This is a genomic window from Parabacteroides sp. AF17-3 (genome assembly GCF_003635445.1).
Classification (GTDB): Bacteria; Bacteroidota; Bacteroidia; order Bacteroidales; family Tannerellaceae; genus Parabacteroides; species Parabacteroides goldsteinii.
The window spans coordinates 260,175-281,933 of the sequence record NZ_QTMM01000007.1 but is presented as its reverse complement, the minus strand read 5'-3'; the positions used below and the strand labels follow the sequence as shown (position 1 = coordinate 281,933).

Here is a 21,759-nt window from a genome sequence, read left to right as displayed (position 1 = left end):
AACTTTTACACGTAAAAGAATAATTATGAACAAAAATCAGCAACCGGAATGGCTTGAATGGGCCAAGGAACTACAATTTATCGCACAAGCGGGGTTAACATATTCAAAAGATGCTTTCGATATCGAACGGTTTGAACGCATCAGGGAAATATCGGCCGAAATAGTCAGCCGGCAAACCGGTTTGCCTTTGGAGAAAGTAAAGGACTTGTTTTGTAACGAAGAAGGTTTCCAAACACCTAAGCTGGACACAAGAGCCGCCATCTTTAAAGACAACAGGATATTGCTGGTCAAAGAGAAAAACGGCACCTGGTCGTTACCCGGAGGTTGGGTGGACGTAAACCAGACCATAAAATCGAACACGATAAAAGAGGTGAAAGAAGAAGCCGGCTTGGACGTCGAAGCAACCCGGATTATAGCGGTACAGGACCGGAACCTGCATAATCTGCCTCCCTATGCTTATAATGTCTGCAAAGTTTTTGTCCTCTGTGAAGCCAAAGGCGGAGATTTCCAGCCCAACATAGAAACAATAGAAAGCGGTTATTTCAGCCTCGATGAAATTCCCCCGCTAGCCGAAGAAAAGAATAATAAGGAACAGATAGAAATGTGCTTTGCCGCCTACCGGGATAAAAACTGGGAGGTACAGTTTGACTGAAAACCACGAATATCAATCATAAAACGTAAAACCATGAAGACAAAGTATCTATTAGGGATTTTGTTTGTAACAATGTTCACCGCATCATGCAACAGAACCATCGATAACAAGCACAGGTCATTGACTATACAAACAAAAGGTATAGAGTATGATTCTTTGTTCATCCGAAACACGGAGATTCCGCCTTTCTTTATAAAAGGGGAAAAGGCGGATAGCATCACATGGACATTTCAGATACCGGACAGCCTGTATAAAACGACAGCGTCTTTTGAGATACTCCCCAAGCCTTTTGACTGGAAGACTCTACACGATGTACGGTCATCATCTTTTCTGCTTCCTGGTGTCAGCCTTGCCATAAGCAACTTCCTGTCCAGAAAGAAATTTATCAGAAATTAAAAGATAAAGTAGATTTCGTAACCATATCCATAGATGAAAAGAAAACAATCAAACAATGGCAGGAATTTGTGAAGAAAGAGGAATTACCCTGGAGAAGCCTGCTAGCTTACCAGGATATAGCCGGAGTACGTGGCAAATATTATGTACCTCACATTCCGCATATCCTATTAGTATATCCCGACGGCAATTTCGAACCATTCAATTTATGGGAAGAAAATGAGATAAACAAGCTATATGCATTAACAGGAAACTAAGCAACACTTGCCGTCAGAATGAAAGTTGTACCAATATTACGGATATTGTTACCCTAATTACATGTCCCTGTTTTTAGATGTAAATCTCTTTGTATCTTTGTTACTGTTCAAATACTTACGACTTTGAAAAGTAAAACGATAAAAATAGGAACGGTCCACCAATGTAACTGCTACATGGGTAGCAAGACATTGCATCCTCTGGTCAGCGTCATCGACTTATCCGACAGCAACCTGACGCAGCAAAACATCAAGTTAGGCTTTTATGCCGTCCTGTTAAGGGAATGCCGGTGCGGGGATTTCCTGTACGGACGTCAATATTATGACTATTCTGACGGTACGCTCCTGTTCCTCACACCGGGAGAGACCATTGCGATAGATAACTGCTTATTGCCACAGAAAGGCAGGATGCTGGCATTTCATCCGGACCTTATCGGTTGCACTTCGTTGGGGCAGAATATACAGGATTACTCATTCTTTTCTTATCACAAAAATGAAGCCCTCCATATCTCGGCACGTGAGAAACAGAAAGTATCGGAATGTTTCGATAATATCCGTGAAGAGTTACAGCACGCCATAGATTGCCACAGCAAAACGCTGATAACAAAATACATCGAGTTGCTGCTGGATTATTGCATACGTTTCAACGAACGCCAGTTTATCACCCGTTGCGAAGCCAACAAGAAACTGCTCACCAAATTTGAGAAGATACTAAATGAATATTTCGAAGCAGACCGGGTGAAACGCAACGGTTTGCCTTCGGCTGAATATTGTGCGGATTTACTTCAGCTGTCACCCTCCTACTTCACAGATTTGCTGAAATATGAAACGGGGAAAAACATAAAGGAACACATACAGTTCAAACGTATCGAAATCGCCCGACAACGACTTCAGACAACCCACAAAACCGTCAACCAGATTGCTGACGAACTAGGCTATTCTTCAGTCCAGTATTTTACCCGGTTGTTTACCAAAATAGCCGGATGTTCACCCAACAAATACAGGCATCCCAACTGATACATTACATATCACTATCTTGCTTTTCGATGGAGAAAGGAGAAGGGATGAATAAAAGTTTCTTGCGGAGGAAACAAAAGTTTTGTGCGGTGGAAACTTTTGTTTTCTCAGCACAAAACAAAAGTTTAGACAGCAGAAAAACAAATAAACTATACCTGACAGCAATTATGGACATAGAGATAAATGTAATACCCCACAAGTGTAAGATGGTTGCATGTTGTATTTGAAAAGTAACAATAATGGTAGATATATCCCTGCTATTGTAGATACATTTATATCTACATTCATATCATAGTCCGCTAATAAACAATAAATTACAACAGAAGTTGTAGATATTGCAGATAAGAACCTTTGAACTAAATCAATTCCGTCAATAGTTTGTCGTTTATTGTTCCAACAAACCTTCCAGATAACGTTCGGGCGGTAATCCGATGCGCTGCATGAATCCGGCAAGGGCACTAAAATTCAATCCTTCTTTCTCACTGTTAAGCAAAGCAACCCGGCGAATCACACTTAACGGCAAAGAAATGGGAACGGAAGGCAATAACTGTCCGTTATCATACCGGTAACCGGCTTCGGACGGACTGCGGAGGACTGCCAGCCGCCATTCTTTTTCCGAAGCAGACAATGGTTTCTTTACTTCCAGGCAGGCATTGCATAAAAGAGAAAAGAAACGCGAATCGGCAGTAAAGCCGCTGTGTTCTTCATCGAAAAAGAATTTATCGTACTCGCGGTCCATCTGGGTAATGAAATTATCGAGTATCTGTTTTTCGTCGTATTTACAGCGTACCAGGAATATGTTTTCAAAAAGACAATGTTCGGCTAATTGCTCATAGTCAAACGATAACCGCAGATAAGGCTGTCCGGCTGACTGTACCTTTTCAGGCAGAACGGTTTCATTCTCATAGAAGGAGAACTTATAAAGTTCCATCTCCGGCCCGATCAGCATCCGGCGCTTTTCACGAAAAAAAGGAATAGCCTGTTTGCTGCTTTCCAAAGGGATACCTTTTTGTGCCTCATATGCTCCGATAGCCTTCCGGAGCAGCGATAATCCATATTGATATTCTTCTTCAGGAACCGTATATAATAAATTCTCAGCCTGTAAAATAAGTGCCGGTTCGCCGGCCGGTCCGGTGCATCCTTCAACGAACGATTGCAATGATATATAGCCTGATAATTCCATTAATTTAATATTTTTTGTGGGCAAAGATACACTATAATTCAGAGAATTACTACCTTTGTTTCAACTATAAACAATTCTAATAACCAATTACAAGAAGATGAAACGTCGTGATTTCTTAAAGACCAGTGTAGTAGCTGGCGCCGCTCTCTCAATAGACTTTACCGGGTTGCAAGCTGCGTTGTCCAGCAATACGATGGCAGTAGAACAAGCTCCCGAAATGGTCGCCGTAATGGGTGGAGAGCCCGAAGTCATGCTTGACAAAGCATTGGAGACCCTGGGGGGAATCGGTAAATACATCAAGAAAGGGCAAAAAGTCGTTATCAAACCGAACATCGGCTGGGACCGTACACCGGAACTGGCTGGAAACACTAATCCGGGACTAATCAAGGCATTGGTAAAGAAGTGCCTGGAAGCCGGAGCTGAAAAAGTGACTGTTTTCGACCATACCTGCGACAACTGGCAGAAATGTTACGAAAGCAGTGGCATCGCTGCCGCCGTCAAAGAAGCCGGAGGTATCATCATGCCCGCCAACGATGAGAAGTACTTTAAAGAAGTATCCATCCCCAACGGGGTAAAAGTAAAGTCTGCAAAGATACATGAAGCGTTGATTGAAGCGGATGCGTGGATTAATGTGCCTATCCTGAAGAACCATGGCGGAGCGAAACTGTCGTGTGCCATGAAGAACTATATGGGTATCGTCTGGGACCGCCGTTTCTTCCATCAGAACGACTTGCAACAATGTATCGCCGACATCTGCACCTGGCAGAAGAAACCAGTATTGAACATTGTGGATGCTTACCGTATGATGCATCAGAACGGACCGCAGGGTAAAAGCGCTGCCGACGTAGCAACATTGAAATCCATGATTGTTTCCCCGAATATCATTGCTATCGACACGGCTGCCCTCGCTTTGTTCAATCAGGTAAAGAAACTGGATATGGAAGCCGTAAGCCATATCAGCAAAGGTGAAGAATTGAAACTGGGAACAACGGATTTGAAGAAAGTCAATATCAAACGTATTAAGATTTAATGAAGCGATTAAATTATCAGAAAGGAGTGAGAGTACTTCTCGCACTCCTGTTTTTTGTACCTATACTCTTGTTTTTTCTTGATTTCACCAACAAGATGCCGGTGGATGTACATAAGTTTCTGCATATCCAATTATTGCCCGCAGTATTAGGCGGCATGTTTGGTATTGTTGCAGTATTGCTTATTATGACATACCTTTTTGGACGTATATACTGTTCAGCCATTTGTCCGGCCGGGATTCTGCAAGATATCATCAACCGTCTGTTTTGTATTGGTAAAAAGAAGAAAAAAGGTGTTCGCCGTTTCAGTTATCATAAGCCAATGAACTGGCTACGATATTCAATACTGGCCCTAACAGTGGTGACTACCGCATTGGGATTTTCCGGGTTATGTTTATTGCTCGACCCTTATAGCAATTTCGGTCGTATAGCAGCAAACCTGTTTCGTCCTGCTGTGATGTGGGGAAATAATGTATTAGCCGACTGGCTGATGAAGATGGATAACTATTCTTTATTCCATGTTACAATCAGTACGGTTAGTATTGCCGGATTAATATCTGCCATTGTTGCACTGGTCGTATTTATTGTAATGGTTATTTTCCGGGGGCGTTTGTTTTGCAATACATTATGTCCCATTGGAGCCTTACTCAGCCTGGTATCACGTTATTCACAAATGCGTATCTCGTTTGACAAGGATGCCTGCAACCATTGCGGCAACTGTGAACGAACCTGCAAGGCGGAAGCTATTAATGCAAAAGAGATGACGGTTGACTCATCGCGTTGCGTGGATTGCTTCAATTGCGTTTCTTCCTGCTCCAAAGGTGGATTGCAATACCGTTTCAAACCGGCTTTCCGTAAAGAGAATGACAATCTTGTCCCCGTGCCTGACACGGGGCCGCAGAAGGACAGACATTCTCAATCTGCTGCCGATACGGGCAGTTCTAATGCGATCCCGTGTCAAGCACGGGAACGGACAAGTGCTTCTAACAGTCGCCGTACCTTCTTGGCAACCGGAGTAACGGTTGCGGCAACATTGCCTGTTGTTTCGGCTATAGCAGACGGCGTCGGACAAGCCAAAGGACATGGTCAAGGCAACGGTCACGGAAAGAAAAAAGGTCGGAAGAAATGGCCGCCCATCACCCCTCCCGGTTCCCTGAACCTGGAACGGTTTAAAGACAAATGTACGGGATGCCATATCTGTGTCGTGAAATGTCCCAGCCAGGTATTACGTCCGGCAGGGCTTGAATATGGTTTCGACTATCTATTGAAACCACGCATGGCTTATATCAGCAGTTATTGTAACTATGAATGTACCATTTGCTCGGAAGTCTGTCCGGCCGAAGCTCTCAAACCGATTTCCGTAGAAGAAAAGAAATCATTGCAAGTCGGCATTGCCACCTTCTTTATCAACCGTTGTATAGTGAAGACGGAAGGGACCGATTGCGGTGCCTGCTCCGAACACTGTCCGACACAAGCGGTACATATGGTTCCTTATGAAGGGACGCTGACTATTCCCGAAGTAAATCCGGACCTGTGTGTCGGTTGCGGCGGCTGCGAATCCATCTGCCCGGTACGTCCGATGCGTGCCATTATCGTAAAAGCAAACACGGTACATCAGACCATTGTTTTGCCGGAAGAGGAAGAAGTTAAAAACGTAGAAGTCGATGACTTCGGATTCTAACGGAAAAATGCTACCTTTGCAAGCAAATTTTGCAGAATGAAATTCGAATTACAACACAACGATACTAAAACAAATGCAAGGGCGGGCTTGATTACAACCGACCACGGGGTAATCGAGACGCCCATTTTTATGCCTGTCGGAACACAAGGCACAGTGAAAGGAGTCCACATGACCGAGTTGAAAGAAGATATCGATGCCCAGATTATCCTGGGTAACACTTATCATCTTTATCTTCGTCCGGGTCTTGAAATACTGGAAAAGGCAGGCGGACTTCACAAGTTCAATACATGGGACCGTCCTATCCTGACCGACAGCGGTGGCTTCCAGGTGTTCTCGCTTTCCGACAACCGTAAACTGCATGAGGAAGGTGCCGAATTCCGCTCGCATATCGACGGTTCGAAGCATCTCTTCACACCAGAGAAAGTAATGGATATCCAACGTATCATCGGAGCCGATATCATTATGGCTTTCGACGAATGCTGTCCGGGTGATGCCGATTACGACTATGCCAAGAAATCACTGGGACTGACCGAACGCTGGCTGGACCGTTGTTTCGACCGTTTCAACGCTACGGAACCGAAATACGGATATCAGCAATGCCTCTTCCCGATTGTACAGGGTTGCGTATATCCGGATCTGCGCCGTCACGCCGCTGAAAACGTTGCCAGGAAGGGAGCTGACGGGAATGCCATCGGCGGACTGGCTGTCGGCGAACCGACCGAGAAGATGTACGAAATGATTGAGGTTGTAAATGAAATATTGCCGAAAGACAAGCCCCGTTACCTGATGGGTGTCGGTACGCCGATAAACCTGCTGGAAGCTATCGAACGCGGCGTGGATATGTTCGACTGCATCATGCCGACCCGCAACGGACGCAACGGGCAGCTTTTCACCCGTTTCGGCACCATCAATATCCGTAACAAGAAATGGGAAGACGACTTCTCTCCCATCGACTCCGACGGAAACTCTTATGTGGATACGCTTTACAGCAAAGCCTACCTGCATCATCTGGTCAAAGTAAACGAACTGTTGGGCTTACAAATCGCCTCCATCCATAACCTCGCCTTTTACCTTTGGCTGGTGAAAGAAGCACGCAGGCACATCATTGCCGGCGATTTCGCTACCTGGAAAAGCGGCATGGTGCAACAACTTGACAACAGACTTTAAAAGTTGACAGTCAACTAAAAAAGACATTCGCATGAAATTCAAATTAAGACGGATAGACTGGTATATCATCAAGCAATTTCTCGGGACGTATGTTTTCGCGATTATACTGATTATCTCTATCTCGGTAGTTTTCGATATAAACGAGAAGATTGACAAGTTCCTGAAGCCGGACGTGCCCCTGCAGGCCATTATCCTGGATTATTACATGAACTTTATCCCGTACTTTGCCAACCTGTTCAGTCCGCTGTTCACGTTTATTGCGGTTATCTTCTTCACCTCCAAGCTGGCAGACAATTCGGAGATTATTGCGATGCTTGCCAGCGGCATGAGTTTCCGGCGGCTTATGTTGCCGTATGCTATTTCGGCGGGTATTATTGCGATAGCCAGTTTTATATTGAGCGCGTTCATTATTCCTCCGGCAAATATTACACGTATTGACTTCCAGAATAAGTATATCCGAAATAAAAAGGTAGAATATGCCCGCAATATCCAGATTGAAGTGGAGCCGGGCGTGATTGCCTATTTCGACCGCTACGATGCGCGTCCGAATATGGGTTACCGTTTCTCTCTGGAACATTTCGAAAACAAGAAGCTGGTATCCAAACTGACTGCCAACTCCATCAAATACGACTCTCTGTACAAATGGACTGTCATCGATTATATGATACGTGATTTCGACGGAATGCGCGAACATATTACCGAAGGTTCCCGCAAGGACACTACGCTGACGATTATTCCTTCCGACTTCCTGATTTCCGTCACCGACTGCGAAACGATGACTTCACCGGAGTTGGCAACCTATATCGAACGTCAGAAAACGCGTGGTATCGGTAATATCCAGACATTCCAGATAGAATATCATAAGCGCTTTGCCTCCATCATGGCGGCATTTATCCTGACCTCCATCGGGGCGTCTCTTTCTTCGCGCAAAATCAAAGGGGGAATGGGATTGAATATCGGTATCGGACTGGCACTGAGTTTCTCCTATATCCTGTTTACGACAGTGACATCGACCTTTGCAATCAACGGATATGTGAGTCCGATGGTGGCGGCCTGGATTCCGAATATCCTTTATACGTTTATCGCCATTTATCTGTATCAGAAGGCGCCGAGGTAATACGGAATCTCAAACTAAAATGAATATAATAGACACAAAACCCAAGCCGTTTCAGCGGTCATCCTGTAACATTTGGACTGATCCTTACATACAAAAGCAAATGTTACAGGAACATCTGAATCCTGAAACGGACGGTGCCAGCCGCAATTGGGCATCTATCCTGAAAATTGTTGATTTCATAAATAGCCATATCCGGCCGACCTCCCATATACTTGACCTGGGATGCGGACCGGGATTATACGCGGAGTTATTTCGTGACCAAGGCCATGAAGTAACAGGCATCGACTTCAACAAAGCCTCTATCGATTACGCCTCCCAACGAAGGAAAGATATCCGGTATATCCAGGATGATTATATTCTCCATTATCCGGCGGGTAACTATGATGCGGTCATGATGATTTATTGTGATATGGGTACCCATTCCGACCAGGAACGCGATACGTTGCTCCACCACATCTTCGACTCACTGACCGAAGGTGGGAAACTTATCTTCGATGTTTTTACCGAAGAGCTTATCAAAGACAAACGGGAAGAAAGAAATTGGGAATACAGTCCATCCGGCGGCTTTTGGAATGACAGCAAATACCTTCTGTTAAGCCAGACATTCCATCATCCGAAAGAGAAGTGCTTCACGTACCAATACAATCTGCTGACAGATGATGAAATAAAGCATTTCATCGTATGGGACCGTTATTATAATGAAGAGGAAATCTGTACATTATTGAAAAATGTAGGATTTAAAAGTTGCTCGGTATATAAAGATATGCTAGATACAAATAATTTCACGTCAAATCATGAGATGTTTGTGGTGACGGAGAAGTAAATATAATATATAACAAAAGATGCTACCTAAAACAGATAGCATCTTTCTATAAATCTTGTGAATATTCTATTATTCAAAAACGACTTCGAGTTCATCTACAAATAAAGTACTTCCTGCAGCACCATTAAATGTATCTCCTTTTGCACTGGAAGAACAAATCAGAGCTAACTTATACAGTTTTGTAGCATCATATGTTTTACCTTCCAGATACTTAAATTCAAGACTAAAAGGAGTATATTCCGATTTAGCTGATCCATCAGCCAATTGTGCTATGGCAACGATCTTTTTAGAACCACTGATATCCACCCCTGTCAAAGTTTCACTTTCGCTCGAAACTTCATATAAAACTCCTTTTATACTACATTCGTCTGTCAACTCAGGATGTTCTACAATTTTATCTTTTACAGAACCATCCAAGAACAATTCACCTGGAGTATATTTATAATATCCATTAAAAAATAACGGTTTTTTATCACACATGATTCCGAACTTCGTACTGTTTAACTGATTTGAGAAATCAATTGCAAAACGTCCGGTATATAAAGAACCAGAAGTAAGAGCTGGTGCCATAGATACATCAGCTGTATAAACTGTTATCAGTTTTGCAGCTGTCCCTTTTACTGCATCATCAGTCGGAACAACCGGGAATTCACCGGTATAACCCAAGAGTGCCAACAGGCTAGCTCCGGCAGTACTTGTTGCCCATTTATCATCAGGAGACGGAGTCTTATATGCAGCTTTACCGGTACCTTTATCCAGCCATTCGTCTAACGAATATTGTAATACCTTACCAGCAACAGCAACCGTATAAGTCGTTGTTACAATTCCATCTTCCGAAGTGACGGTATAAGTGACCGGCTTAGAAAAATCTTGAGCTACCCCGCTTGCCGGAGTAATCGTTGCTTTATCTGAAATTTTGATGGTAGGAACCAAAGCTGCCAATTCTTCCGCTTTGATCGTATCTGTTACCATAAAAGTAATGCTTGTTCCATCAATAACTGGCTGTGAAACAACTTCTTTACTATCAAAAGTAAACTCCGTAATCTTAGCTTCCGAACTCTGGTCGGCTGCTAATTTCGTTCCTGTAAAGTCTACCTTCACATTGATCGCAGCACCTTCCTGAGTTGCCTTTACATTGATAACCATTTCCAGCTTTTCACCTGTGATCGTACCGCTCATCACCACGTCACAATCGCCGACTACAGGCAAGGACAGTTTTTGTTCGCCATCAAACTTACAAGCATTGTCACCCTGTTTTTCTACATTACATTTGTCTACGGAAATGTTTCCGAGCGCCATCGCACCGAAGCTGAAGTTCTTCAGTTCCATCTTGATCTGGTTGTCGCCAACCTTTGTCACATACACTTTCTGGGGAAGATCAGTACCTACTTTCGTACCATCCAGGTCTACGTCCAGTGTTCCTTTGTATACACCGTCAAATTCTGTTCCGATAGGTTCTACCTTATCGTCATCACTACAAGCCGAAAACAGGCCTAGCATGCAAAGCAGGCCGAAGAAATACATTAATTTTGTTTTCATAAATCTGTTAGTAAACTAATACCTTTTTAATTAGTAAAATAAAGTTTTTTAGCGGTACGAAGATAAGGATAATTTTTTATAAAACGTTTTGTTCTGGAAAGGCATTGACGGATAAATTGATAGGGAGATATTACCCCCCAATAATACCGCCAGTCATGAGGTGTTTGTGATAGAGGAGAAATAATATATGACAAAAAGAGGATGCATCATTGACGCATCCTCTTTTCTCAAACAATATAACTATATCTTGCTTATTAGTTAGCTTTTAAATCTAAACCTAAATCGAACGCTTCTGTAGCATCCCAATTATTACTGATAGCTGGTAACAACATACCTGCCATGGCGGCATCTGGAGGAATAATACCTGCTGTACTCAACATATTCCATAGATTCAGGAAATCAGAAGAATCGTCACGCATTTTCATGATCGGGTCGAATGCATTCTTGTCAAGGTAAATATAAGTATGTCCATTCTCTGTTTTTGTACTCATGGGTATTCCATTAACAGCCCAATCCTGTAATAAAGCAATCGTTTCATCACTGACCGGAATTTCACTTACTTTGAGTAGACCAGCTAATAACTGTTTTAATTGGGCAGGTTCACTTGTCAATACTGTTGTTATGATCTCAGACATTCCATCAGCATTGCTACCCATCGCTTGCCCGATAATATTGCCTAAATCGAGTTTCATATATAGTTTACCATCTTTATGGAACCAATAGGCCAAGTGTTTAGGAGCATCTAACCAATTGGAAGTTGGGATAAGTGCTTCTACAACCTCTTTTGTCGGTGACTGGAAAATCCAATCTGTTTTGAATTCAATTTTTCCCTCTTTTATATATTTAGCTGTGATAGTACCATCTGTACCTAAAGTAACCGAATTTAATACTTGTGGAAGAAGTATCCCGAAAAGACCTCTGAACATGGCTCCGTAAGATGTACCGTAATCAGAAGAAGATGTAACACAAACATAGTTGACGTAACCAGCACCCGCAAGTACAGCGTTTGGATTCTCATATCCGTTATATTCGAGTGGTCCGGTCGTATAATCCGCCAGACTATAAGTTTTCACCCATCCGTTCGGGTCATTCATTACGACAGTCAATTTCAATGTCATTACTTTCTCTTTGACAGAACCGGCATACTCCACATTAGCATAAGTAGTAGTAGCTGTTCCTGAAAATTCGCTGTTTTTAACCTCGACATTAGAGATTGTAGTTTCATTTTCTCCCGGGATTATATTATTCAGTAAAAGTTTCCCATTGTTACCACTGGTAGCCGAGAAAGTAACTTTCTTTCCGGTTAGAGCCATATCACCATATGAAAGCACTAAATTTTCTCCACTGTAATCACCTACCAACTCTTCCCAGCTGTTGTCAACTATTTCTTCCTCATCGTCACTACATCCTGTAAATAAGCCGATAGAACAAATCAATGCAAATAAATAGACTAATTTTTTACTCATAGTAAAATACGTTTAATATTATTATTAATGTTAATAGGGTGCGAAGATAAGAACATTTTTTTTGTAAACATACCTCTCCTGATAAGTCCTTAAAAATAGAACATTCTTTATTAATAACATCTCCCATAAAGTAGTGTAGAATCACAAAAATGCTATTTATAGCTAAAAAAATATCAGGTTGTTGCAACTAGTTGCAACAACCTGATAGAGATCTTATAGTTATATCGGATTTTAGTTCAAACTTATTTCACTAAATTCAAACCAATTTCTAATTTAGTTGTTTTATTCATTGCTTCGGGGAATGAATCCAAGAGTCCTTTTACAAAAGCTCCCATTCCACCTAAAGCATTATCTTCAATCATACCGGATAGCATAGGAAGCAACGGTACGATTTTATCAACAAGCTCTTTGTCGATATATACTCTTGCCGAATTTCCATCAGAAGCCATTTCATAATTTACAGGTATTCCATTCTTAACTAATTCTATTAATGGATCAAATGAAGATTGTTCTGATTTTGATCCTGCTATGATCTTTTCCAAATTCAAAAAGACGAGAATCTGAGTCTCAGTTACATTATAGGCTGCGTAACCTTCTTCTGAAGTCTCCCAAGACGGAGTCACTGGTTTATCCAGACTAATTCCACTTTTAGAATAAGATGCTACAATTTGTCCGTTATCCTGAAATGTAACATTTTGAAGTACTTGTCCTAAAACTAAACTTCCTAAAGGACCAGCTAAAGCCGGTATTGATTCTATAGGCAAAAAGCCTCCTAACAAAGTCCCATCCTCGGCTTCCCAAGTCATGAATAGCGGCCCAGAAACAAAACTATCATTTTCGTCTTTCTTTATTTCTGCTAATTTCCATGTTCCAGCAATAGGTGCTGTTATTTTCAATTTAACATCCAGTGTCAAAATTCCAGATTCTACCGACCCTTTTACAGATACTGTACGTAAATCTGTCTTATTTTCACCTTCTAACGCATAGTTTTCTCCTGTTTTAAGCATTTTAGCATCCACTGTAATTTCAGCTTCGCCTGGAATAAGTTTTGTTAAAACGACACTTGCTGACTCTGCAGAATTAGCAATTACTTTTACAGATTGATCTGAAACTTCAGTGCCATCCAAGCTTAACTTAAGTGTCTCTGCAGAATATGTAGCAGAAACAGCTTTCCAACTGTCATCTGTTTTTTCATCATCATCACTACAAGCCGTAAACAGGCTCACAGAGCAGATCAGAGCAAACAAGTACAATAAATTTTTCTTCATTATTTTTTAAGTTTAATATTAATCGGGGGCAAAGATAGTTATTATTCCTTTTCAAAGTTAAGGTCTGTAATAATAATTATGCCGTTCATACTTAGGAAATCACTATTGATTTTTAACACTATGTCCCTGCGTAGGCAAGAAAGTGAAAGTCAAACTGACCAACAAACCTGCCATATATCTTGAAGAAGGTGGCTGCGATCGATCGGAGATTGAGTAAGAAAAGGCAGCTGGAATAAACCAACTGCCTTTTTTCATTCAAAAAATCGTAATGCTATCATTGCTTTTGCAGGATCAAGGTTACATTTACATCATCCGTCTTTTCGAGGATACCCGGAATTTGTGCCATAACAGCCTTGAAATTATCAGGTAATTTTCCCAAAATCAAACCGGACAAATCTTCATCGGTCAGCAAAGCAAACAGTTTTCCCAATACGTCATATCCGAGAGTGACTTGCGCCGTTCCGTTAGAAACGCTGTAACTCAAAGGAACACCGTCCGAAAGGTAAGGTGCGATCAGCTTAATCGCTTCCAGGAATTTCAGGATTTCACTGCTACCTATATCCGCTTTAGACTTGTTAGCCTCCACTGTTGCCAGGATCTGGGCAATATTTAATTGCACATACAATTTATTATTTTTGATGTAATACTGTGCCAGGTTAAGCGGGGAAGACTGCCAGTCGGATGCTCCTTTTTTCATATAACGGGCAGTAATGTTTCCGTCTTCTCCGTATGAAATGCTTTCAAGTACTTGATGCAGCATAGGGCCTGCAAACAGTCCAATCATAGGTGCAGCCATCGATACAGGAATCGGGCCGGAGATTCCGGAAATACCTAAACCACTCAGGTCGATCGTTGCGTCGCCTGCCGACCAGACAAGGTTCAATGGCTGTGCCGCCAGGTTCCAGTTACCAGTCAGGTCATTCTTCGGCATGGTTACGTTCAGGGAGAGGACCAGCTTGTCTTTTTCCACGCTGCCGGTGTATTTTACTTCACGTCCGTTGCCTGAATCTGTTCCTTCAAACGTATATTTCTCTCCGGATAGAGTCAGGGGGACATTCGATATCGTTGTAATAATTTCTCCCGGAATTACGCCGGGAACCAGATTAGGAATTAATGCGGATTTCGATCCGCCGTTGATAAGTCCGTTAATGACACTCATGTCAAAGGTACCTTTCATCGTGAGTGTAGCCGTCTTACCGTCTTTTGTCTCAAAAGAAATTTCCTTGCCCAACAAAGCGACATCGCTATACTTCAAATCAAGATTTTCACCGGAGTAAGTGGCATTTACTTCCAAGCCATTCGGATCTTTCGAATCATCATCATTGCTACAAGCGGTAAACATATTTAACGTACAAAGCACGGTAAACAAATACAAAAAACTTTTCTTCATAACTCTCTTTTCTTTATTATAAGTTGCACAAAGATAAATGATTTGCTTGTTAGAAGAGGTGTGTTTGATTTAAAATTATCAGAGTCATCTATGCCAATAGAAATAGCTGAACTATAACATTCTCCCCATAAGAGTGGGTGTTTTTCCCCGTTGCAATGGGGATTATTCCCCACTACTAGGGGGAAAATTCCCCACATAAATAAAAAAGGTGGGGAATTTCTAAAGGAGAACTTGCCTCGGCTAATAACCTTCCTTTCATTTGTTCTAAAAAAGAAATGCAGAAGACTCAAATATTGTCAGAGTTGAACTATTTTCTTTAATGGGGTTTTACCCCATGCCGCAGGCTCTATTTTGCCGTCAGTTTCAACTGACGGATAGATAAATCTTCCGGTTTTACCGGATTCCTCTGCGGGTTTTAACCCCTTTTCCCTTTCCTGGGTGTTATTATAATGAAAGGGGATAAATCCCACAGAGGAAGAGGCTTTGCCTCCTGTATTTAGAACCGTTGGTTGAAACCAACGGCAAAAGAGAGCCTGCGGCACGAGGCGAGCCTCGTTTAATAAACCTTCTTAAAACCCAAAAAGCGTTGGCAATAAATATTGCCAACGCTTTCCGAAAACTTAATCTATATACTAATTACTCTACCACCAACATCTTATCATTGACGGCCATCTTGTCGCCAGCCGTTATATAAACCTCTTTCACCACCCCGTCTATCGGGCTGCGTATCTCGTTTTCCATCTTCATGGCAACCAGGACGCAGAGAGGGGTTCCGGCTTTTACTTCGTCACCGGGTTTTACATTTACTTTCAGGATTACTCCCGGCATCTGGGCCGTGATGACCTGGCGACCGACAGCTACCGATTGGATACGTGACAGGCGCATCTTCTTCAGTTCGTCGATCACCTGTACCTGGAAGTAGTCGCCTTTGTTCTTTACTTCGTACATGTCGTCACGGATATTGGTGATCTGTACGCCATGCGATTTATGATTCAGGATAATGGAGTGGATACTGTCGCCACCTACATTATAATCGACATCATATATCTTTCCGTTTACGGAAACTTTCTTTACCGGGCCGTCTTCCAGTATCTCCACTTTAAATTCGGTGTCCGGCATATCATTTACTGTTGCAAAATAAGTTGCTAATGCTTTCGGCATAATCTTGTCCTCCCCTTTTTAATAGTTATTGGCAGTCATCTGCAATTTACCGTAATATTTCCATAAGGATTCACCAACCAGCGGAACTGTTGTCATACGGGCGGCAGCCTCTTTCTCCTGTTCAAAATGTTTGATCGCGGCGGCGATAACGGCAACCAGAGGGTCATTATTCTGACGACGTTTCAAATCTTCCTTATCGAACTTGGTGTCGATAAAGGTCGTATCGTAATTCCCTTTCAGGAAGGTTTCGTTGTGCAACACACGCTGGTGGAACGGGATAGTCGTTTTAATACCCAGTATCTTGTATTCACGAAGGGCACGGGCCATATTGGAGATGGCCGATTCGCGATTACGTCCCCAGGTGCACAGCTTGGCGATCATTGGGTCGTAATGCAGGGAGACTTCAAATCCGGCATAGGCGGCACTGTCCAGGCGGACATTACGTCCTTCGGGAGCTTCGCGCACTTTGATGATGCCGGGGGAAGGCATGAAATTGTTTTCCGGGTCTTCCGCATAGATACGGCACTCGATGGCGGCTCCGCGAAACTCTACATCTTCCTGTTTGTAGGGCAACGGATTTCCGGCGGCAACCAGTATCATATCACGTACCAGGTCGACACCCGTAACCTCTTCCGTCACCGGATGCTCCACTTGTAGGCGGGTGTTCATTTCCAGGAAATAGAAGTTCTGATCTTTATCCATCATAAACTCCAATGTCCCGGCACTGTAATAACCGATCTTTTTACAGGCTTCGACTGCCACGGCAAGCATCTTTCTGCGGGTTTCTTCCTTGACAAAAGGTGACGGAGATTCTTCGATCACTTTCTGATTTCGGCGTTGGATGGAACATTCGCGTTCGTATAAATGAATCACATTTCCATACTTATCGCCTAAAACCTGTACTTCGATATGGTGCGGATTCTCAATATATTTCTCGATATAAATGGCATCGTTTCCAAACGAATTGCCGGCTTCGGAACGTGACAGGCGGAAGGCTTCTTCCAGCCCTTCTTCGTCACGAACCAGACGCATTCCCTTACCGCCTCCTCCGGCTAACGCCTTCAGCATAATCGGGTAGCCGACCTCTTTGGCGACCTTACGCACTTCGTCGATATTGTTAACCGGTTCTTCCGTCCCGGGAACAACCGGCACACCGGCTGCTTTCATGATCTTACGGGCTTCCGTCTTGATTCCCATTTTGGCTATCACATCGGCACTCGGACCGATAAAGATGATACCTTCTTCTTCGCAGCGACGGGCAAAATCGGCATTCTCCGAAAGGAAACCGTAACCCGGATGGATAGCTGCACCCGTTTTTTGGGCAATCGCCAGAATCGCATCGGGTTTGAGGTAAGAAGTATCTGATTCATCTTCAGAGATACAATAGGCTTCTTCGGCATACCGAACATGCAAGGCTCCCCGGTCTACATGGGTGTAAATCGCAACGGTGGGTATATTCATTACGCGGCAGGTACGAAAGATTCGCATCGCAATTTCGCCGCGGTTGGCTACTAGTACTTTCTTAATCATAATCGTTCGCGTATTAAAGTGGTAAATTGGAATGTTTCTTCGGTGGGTTGGACTGCCGTTTGTTGGCAAGCAACTCGAAGCTACGGATCAGGCGGGCACGGGTTCCCGACGGTTCGATGATTTCGTCCACATACCCCAGTTCGGCTGCCCGGTATGGGTTGGCGAACTTTTCACGGTAATCGTCCTGTAGTTCCTTACGTTTCTTTTCCACATCTTCCGCTTTTTTCAGTTCTTTACGGAAAAGGATATTTACAGCGCCATCCGGTCCCATAACGGCAATCTCGGCAGTCGGGTAAGCGAAATTGATATCGCCGCGGATATGTTTGGAACTCATCACGTCATAGGCACCGCCATAGGCTTTGCGGGTAATGACCGTCACTTTCGGCACTGTCGCTTCGCAATAAGCATAGAGCAATTTGGCCCCATGGCGGATAATGCCTTCATATTCCTGATTGACGCCCGGAAGGAATCCCGGAACATCTACAAAGGTCAGCAGCGGTATATTGAACGCATCACAGAAACGGACGAAACGGGCGGCTTTTACCGAAGCATTAATATCCAGTGTTCCTGCCAGAGCTGCCGGCTGGTTGGCTACCACACCGATCGTTTTTCCATTCAACCGGATATATCCGATCACAATATTTTTGGCATATTCTTCCTGCACTTCAAAGAAGTTATGATCGTCGGCCACCGATTCGATCAGTTCCTTCATATCATAGGGCTGATTCGGGTTGGTCGGGATCAGGTTATTGAGTTGTTCGTCAATGCGGTTGGCACTATCCGTCGTAGGAATGAAAGGCGGTTCCTCCATATTATTGCTGGGGAGGAATGACATGAGTTCACGTATCTTCAGGATACAATCCATATCATTATCGCCGGTGAAATGAGCCACGCCTGAACGGGTGCTATGTACTTCCGAACCTCCCAGGTCCTGCATGGAGACTTCCTCCTGGGTGACACTCTTTACCACTTCCGGCCCGGTAATAAACATATAACTGGAATCTTTCACCATAAAAATAAAATCGGTCAACGCCGGTGAATAGACTGCTCCTCCGGCACACGGTCCCATAATGGCACTGATCTGCGGGATTACCCCCGAAGCCATTGAATTGCGTAAAAAGATTTCGGCATATCCCGCCAACGAACGGACACCTTCCTGGATACGGGCTCCTCCGGAATCATTCAGTCCGATAACAGGCGCACCGAGTTGCATCGCCATATCCATGATTTTACAAATCTTCCGGGCATACGTCTCTGAAAGGGCGCCTCCGAAAACGGTAAAATCCTGGGCAAATACAAATACGGTACGTTTACCGATTAAACCATATCCCGTTACAACCCCATCTCCTAACGGGCGTTGTTTTTCGAGACCAAACTCTGTACACCGATGAGTTACAAACTTGTCGACTTCTACAAAGCTACCTTTCTCAAGGAGTAATTCGATTCGCTCGCGGGCTGTTAACTTGCCTGCTGCATGTTGTTTCGCGATACGGTCTTCGCCGCCTCCCAGCTCTGCCTGATGGTTCAGAGCCGCCAATTGTTCAATTTTCTCTTTCATGGCGATGTCGGTTTTTATTGATTGATGAACTTTAATTCACTTGCAAATCTGTCTTTTGCAAAAATAAGATGAACAGACGGCTTAAACTGTGTGATAAATTACACCGTGAAAACACTCCGTGTCTTAATTCCCTTACAATGTAAACATTTGAAACCACGAAACAGTTACGGAATTTGATCGAATTTATCAATGAAAGTATTGATGAAATTTATCCAAGCCGCTTTTAATGCATAAAAAAACTCCCAACGGCACCCTGTATGCCATTGGGAGGTCTGAAATAAAGTAAAACAACAATCTTTCTAACAGGATTTACCTGTCATAATATCTAATACCAATTTATCTGTTTCTTCCATTCCGCGGGAACCTATCGCCGTCAGGTTCGAGATCGACTTGTCCACATCTTCGTCGATAATACCTTCAACCGGAGTCACCACCTTATTCTCCATGGCCATCAAAGCTGAGATCATGGCAGTAGAGACACCGCTCGACACCTTCAATGCGCAACTCGGTTTTGCCCCGTCGCAGATCATTCCGGTAATATTTCCGATCATATTCTTGATTGCATACGATATTTGCATCTTGCTTCCTCCCATCAGGTAAGTGATGCCGCAACTGGAACCTGTGGCAGCCACAACGCATCCGCATAATGCCGAGAGACGTCCCAGGCTCTGCTTGATATAAATAACCATCAGATGGCTGAGCATCAGGGCACGTATCAACTGCTCTTCCGTACATTTAATATCTTCCGCAAACGAAAGGACCGGCAACGTCGCCGCAATTCCCTGATTGCCGCTGCCGGAGTTACTCATAACCGGGATCATCGCCCCGTCCATACGGGCATCGCAGGCGGCAGCTGTCATCACCAACATGTGGGTATAGGCAGAGTCGCCCATATATTTCTTGCCGTATTCGCCGGAAACTGTTTTGCTGACGGTATGCCCATAGTGTCCCTGTATGGAAGCCTGGGCGGCTTTCTTATTCAGATCTGCCGTTTCAAGGATAAAACGGATATCATCCAGCGGCATTTCCATCGCAAACTCATATACGGTAGAGAAAGAGAGTTTCAATTCATCTCCACCGCATGGCTTATCGTCCGTTGCATCCGACTGACGCAGATCGGTCAATACTTCCCCGTTTTTCTCTACATATATAATATGTGTATGTTCATGGCAAATAATAACCCGGGAAGTCTGGTCGCCTGCCGTGCAGATCACTTCGATATATAACTTGTCGACATTTTCCTTCAGGGCAATATGGATGATCTTTTCGTCTATCATGGCTTTTCCGGCCTGTAATGCTTCCGGCGTGATGTCACGCAGCACTTCCAATTCGTACGAAGATTTACCGATCAGTGTTCCGAGAGCGATCGCGATAGGCAATCCCACCATCCCTGTTCCGGGTATCCCCACTCCCATTGCATTCTTCAGGATATTGGCACTAAGTAATACGTCTATCTTTTCCGGACGTTCGCCCAATACCTCGGCAGCTTTCGCGGCAGCCAAAGCCACAGCAACCGGTTCCGTACAGCCAATAGCGGGGATTACCTCCTGATGGATCAGTGATATGATTTGTGATTTTGTTATATTATCCATGACAGCGATGTTTTATGCGTTAGATTATTCATGTTTCCGGCAAAGGTAATGATTTCTAATTTATGTTATATGTTTTGCTAAATTAAGAATGAAAATAATATCTTCGCACCGCCTAACTCACAGGGTGATAAAGGCTACTAAAGGCTTCTTCAGCATAGAATATCCGGAATTATGGATTCCATTGGTTCTTTGCTTCACCTGCCTGCTTTGTCTGTTCACCGGACGAGTCTTGTACGTGGTCACCGGCAAGCTCCGGCAGAAATGGACAGGCCGGGATACCGACAAGCCGCAACCACTCCCGGTCCGGTCGGGAAACGGCAAATGGAAACAGGTGACGGATACGGCAGTCGGCCTATGTATGAGTTCGTTTATCATAACCGGATTGCTCTCCATGTCGCCTATCCCGAAATGGCTGGGCGATACTCATACGGCAGCAGAGCAGGACCGGCTGCATCCGCCTCTCCTACTGGATAATTTTAGTATGGAACCTTACCTGCTTTTGCAACCGGATGCTTACGGGACATCTGCTAATGACGGGGAGAAGATCTGTATGCTAAAGTTGTGCTCCTATCTAAATAAACCGCTGGTAGAGATTATACGTCAAAAGGGGAATAATGCCGTGCAATCTGAATATATTTATGCTGCGAATAACGTTCCGCAACGTTTTATTGTCACACGCCCCGACATCGTGCATTCGCTGCAAAAATTATACGGGCCGAAAATACCGTTGTTACGCATATCGAAGCTGAAAGAGTATGATGAATATTATCGGCCTGAGTCCGAATCGAAAACATTACCCTTGCCGGTATACAAAGTGGAGGTCGACAACAAAACGCAGGACCTTTATTATTTCCCATCCTCTGCCCCGACTTATTATCACTATAATTCGAACACGAAACTGAGGAAAAAGATATCAGATTTTGCCACGTATTGAATTATA

General features: G+C 43.7%; 19 protein-coding genes. 10 read left to right on the top strand and 9 right to left on the bottom strand.

What is annotated here, in order from left to right:
• The first annotated feature begins 25 nt into the window (after positions 1–25).
• The 4 genes from DWW91_RS11835 to DWW91_RS11820 all read left to right on the top strand — a co-directional run bounded on the left by DWW91_RS11835 (position 26) and on the right by DWW91_RS11820 (position 2,316).
• Complete coding sequence (locus tag DWW91_RS11835) at positions 26–652, top strand: NUDIX hydrolase (RefSeq protein ID WP_122327846.1); 627 nt, start codon at positions 26–28, stop codon at positions 650–652.
• 33 nt (positions 653–685) lie between these two features.
• Complete coding sequence (locus DWW91_RS11830; RefSeq protein ID WP_010803206.1) at positions 686–1,048, top strand: hypothetical protein; 363 nt, start codon at positions 686–688, stop codon at positions 1,046–1,048.
• Positions 946–1,302 (top strand): TlpA disulfide reductase family protein, encoded by a 357-nt coding sequence (locus DWW91_RS11825; RefSeq protein ID WP_122327845.1) that lies wholly within the window; start codon positions 946–948, stop codon positions 1,300–1,302. Before DWW91_RS11830 ends, DWW91_RS11825 begins: the two co-directional genes overlap by 103 nt.
• Before the next feature lie 123 nt (positions 1,303–1,425).
• Positions 1,426–2,316 carry an AraC family transcriptional regulator gene (locus DWW91_RS11820; RefSeq protein WP_046147057.1) on the top strand — a complete coding sequence of 297 codons (891 nt, stop codon included), beginning with the start codon at positions 1,426–1,428 and terminating at the stop codon, positions 2,314–2,316.
• Positions 2,317–2,701: 385 nt separating this feature from the next.
• Here the strand turns inward: DWW91_RS11820 and DWW91_RS11815 are convergent, their stop codons facing one another.
• A complete protein-coding gene (locus DWW91_RS11815) occupies positions 2,702–3,499 on the bottom strand; it encodes a hypothetical protein (protein ID WP_122327844.1) in 798 nt (265 codons plus the stop codon).
• Positions 3,500–3,578: 79 nt separating this feature from the next.
• Here DWW91_RS11815 and DWW91_RS11810 point away from each other — a divergent pair, with 79 nt between their 5' ends.
• The 5 genes from DWW91_RS11810 to DWW91_RS11790 all read left to right on the top strand — a co-directional run bounded on the left by DWW91_RS11810 (position 3,579) and on the right by DWW91_RS11790 (position 9,315).
• Complete coding sequence (locus DWW91_RS11810; RefSeq protein WP_255217677.1) at positions 3,579–4,529, top strand: DUF362 domain-containing protein; 951 nt, start codon at positions 3,579–3,581, stop codon at positions 4,527–4,529.
• Complete coding sequence (locus DWW91_RS11805; RefSeq protein ID WP_122327843.1) at positions 4,529–6,208, top strand: 4Fe-4S binding protein; 1,680 nt, start codon at positions 4,529–4,531, stop codon at positions 6,206–6,208. The genes DWW91_RS11810 and DWW91_RS11805 overlap by 1 nt, the downstream gene beginning before the upstream one ends.
• Positions 6,209–6,244: 36 nt before the next feature.
• Complete coding sequence (gene tgt / locus DWW91_RS11800; RefSeq protein ID WP_007656528.1) at positions 6,245–7,375, top strand: tRNA guanosine(34) transglycosylase Tgt; 1,131 nt, start codon at positions 6,245–6,247, stop codon at positions 7,373–7,375.
• A 31-nt stretch (positions 7,376–7,406) separates the two neighbouring features.
• Positions 7,407–8,492, top strand: coding sequence for an LptF/LptG family permease (locus DWW91_RS11795; protein ID WP_007656526.1), 1,086 nt, complete (start codon positions 7,407–7,409; stop codon positions 8,490–8,492).
• Positions 8,493–8,592: 100 nt separating this feature from the next.
• Positions 8,593–9,315 carry a bifunctional 2-polyprenyl-6-hydroxyphenol methylase/3-demethylubiquinol 3-O-methyltransferase UbiG gene (locus DWW91_RS11790; RefSeq protein ID WP_224265126.1) on the top strand — a complete coding sequence of 241 codons (723 nt, stop codon included), beginning with the start codon at positions 8,593–8,595 and terminating at the stop codon, positions 9,313–9,315.
• A gap of 69 nt (positions 9,316–9,384) precedes the next feature.
• Here DWW91_RS11790 and DWW91_RS11785 read toward each other — a convergent pair whose 3' ends face one another.
• From DWW91_RS11785 to DWW91_RS11745, 8 genes are all read right to left on the bottom strand, one after another.
• Positions 9,385–10,854 (bottom strand): PCMD domain-containing protein, encoded by a 1,470-nt coding sequence (locus tag DWW91_RS11785; protein WP_233584470.1) that lies wholly within the window; start codon positions 10,852–10,854, stop codon positions 9,385–9,387.
• A 254-nt stretch (positions 10,855–11,108) separates the two neighbouring features.
• The gene (locus tag DWW91_RS11780; protein ID WP_122327841.1) at positions 11,109–12,320 is read right to left on the bottom strand and encodes a DUF4925 domain-containing protein; all 1,212 of its coding nucleotides are present in this window, start codon (positions 12,318–12,320) and stop codon (positions 11,109–11,111) included.
• Between the two features lie 242 nt (positions 12,321–12,562).
• The gene (locus tag DWW91_RS11775) at positions 12,563–13,588 is read right to left on the bottom strand and encodes a DUF4925 domain-containing protein (protein WP_122327840.1); all 1,026 of its coding nucleotides are present in this window, start codon (positions 13,586–13,588) and stop codon (positions 12,563–12,565) included.
• A 274-nt stretch (positions 13,589–13,862) separates the two neighbouring features.
• Entirely contained in the window at positions 13,863–14,978 is a 1,116-nt protein-coding gene (locus tag DWW91_RS11770; RefSeq protein WP_122327839.1) for a DUF4925 domain-containing protein, read from the bottom strand.
• A 636-nt stretch (positions 14,979–15,614) separates the two neighbouring features.
• The gene (locus DWW91_RS11760; protein WP_007656521.1) at positions 15,615–16,139 is read right to left on the bottom strand and encodes an acetyl-CoA carboxylase biotin carboxyl carrier protein subunit; all 525 of its coding nucleotides are present in this window, start codon (positions 16,137–16,139) and stop codon (positions 15,615–15,617) included.
• Between the two features lie 18 nt (positions 16,140–16,157).
• Complete coding sequence (gene accC / locus DWW91_RS11755) at positions 16,158–17,669, bottom strand: acetyl-CoA carboxylase biotin carboxylase subunit (RefSeq protein ID WP_122327838.1); 1,512 nt, start codon at positions 17,667–17,669, stop codon at positions 16,158–16,160.
• A gap of 13 nt (positions 17,670–17,682) precedes the next feature.
• Positions 17,683–19,227 (bottom strand): acyl-CoA carboxylase subunit beta, encoded by a 1,545-nt coding sequence (locus tag DWW91_RS11750; protein WP_007656513.1) that lies wholly within the window; start codon positions 19,225–19,227, stop codon positions 17,683–17,685.
• 299 nt (positions 19,228–19,526) lie between these two features.
• Entirely contained in the window at positions 19,527–20,819 is a 1,293-nt protein-coding gene (locus tag DWW91_RS11745; protein WP_007656511.1) for a serine dehydratase subunit alpha family protein, read from the bottom strand.
• 88 nt (positions 20,820–20,907) lie between these two features.
• Between DWW91_RS11745 and DWW91_RS11740 the strand changes: the two genes are divergently transcribed.
• Positions 20,908–21,753, top strand: a complete 846-nt coding sequence (locus DWW91_RS11740; protein ID WP_122327837.1) for a hypothetical protein — start codon at positions 20,908–20,910, stop codon at positions 21,751–21,753.
• Positions 21,754–21,759 lie beyond the last annotated feature (6 nt).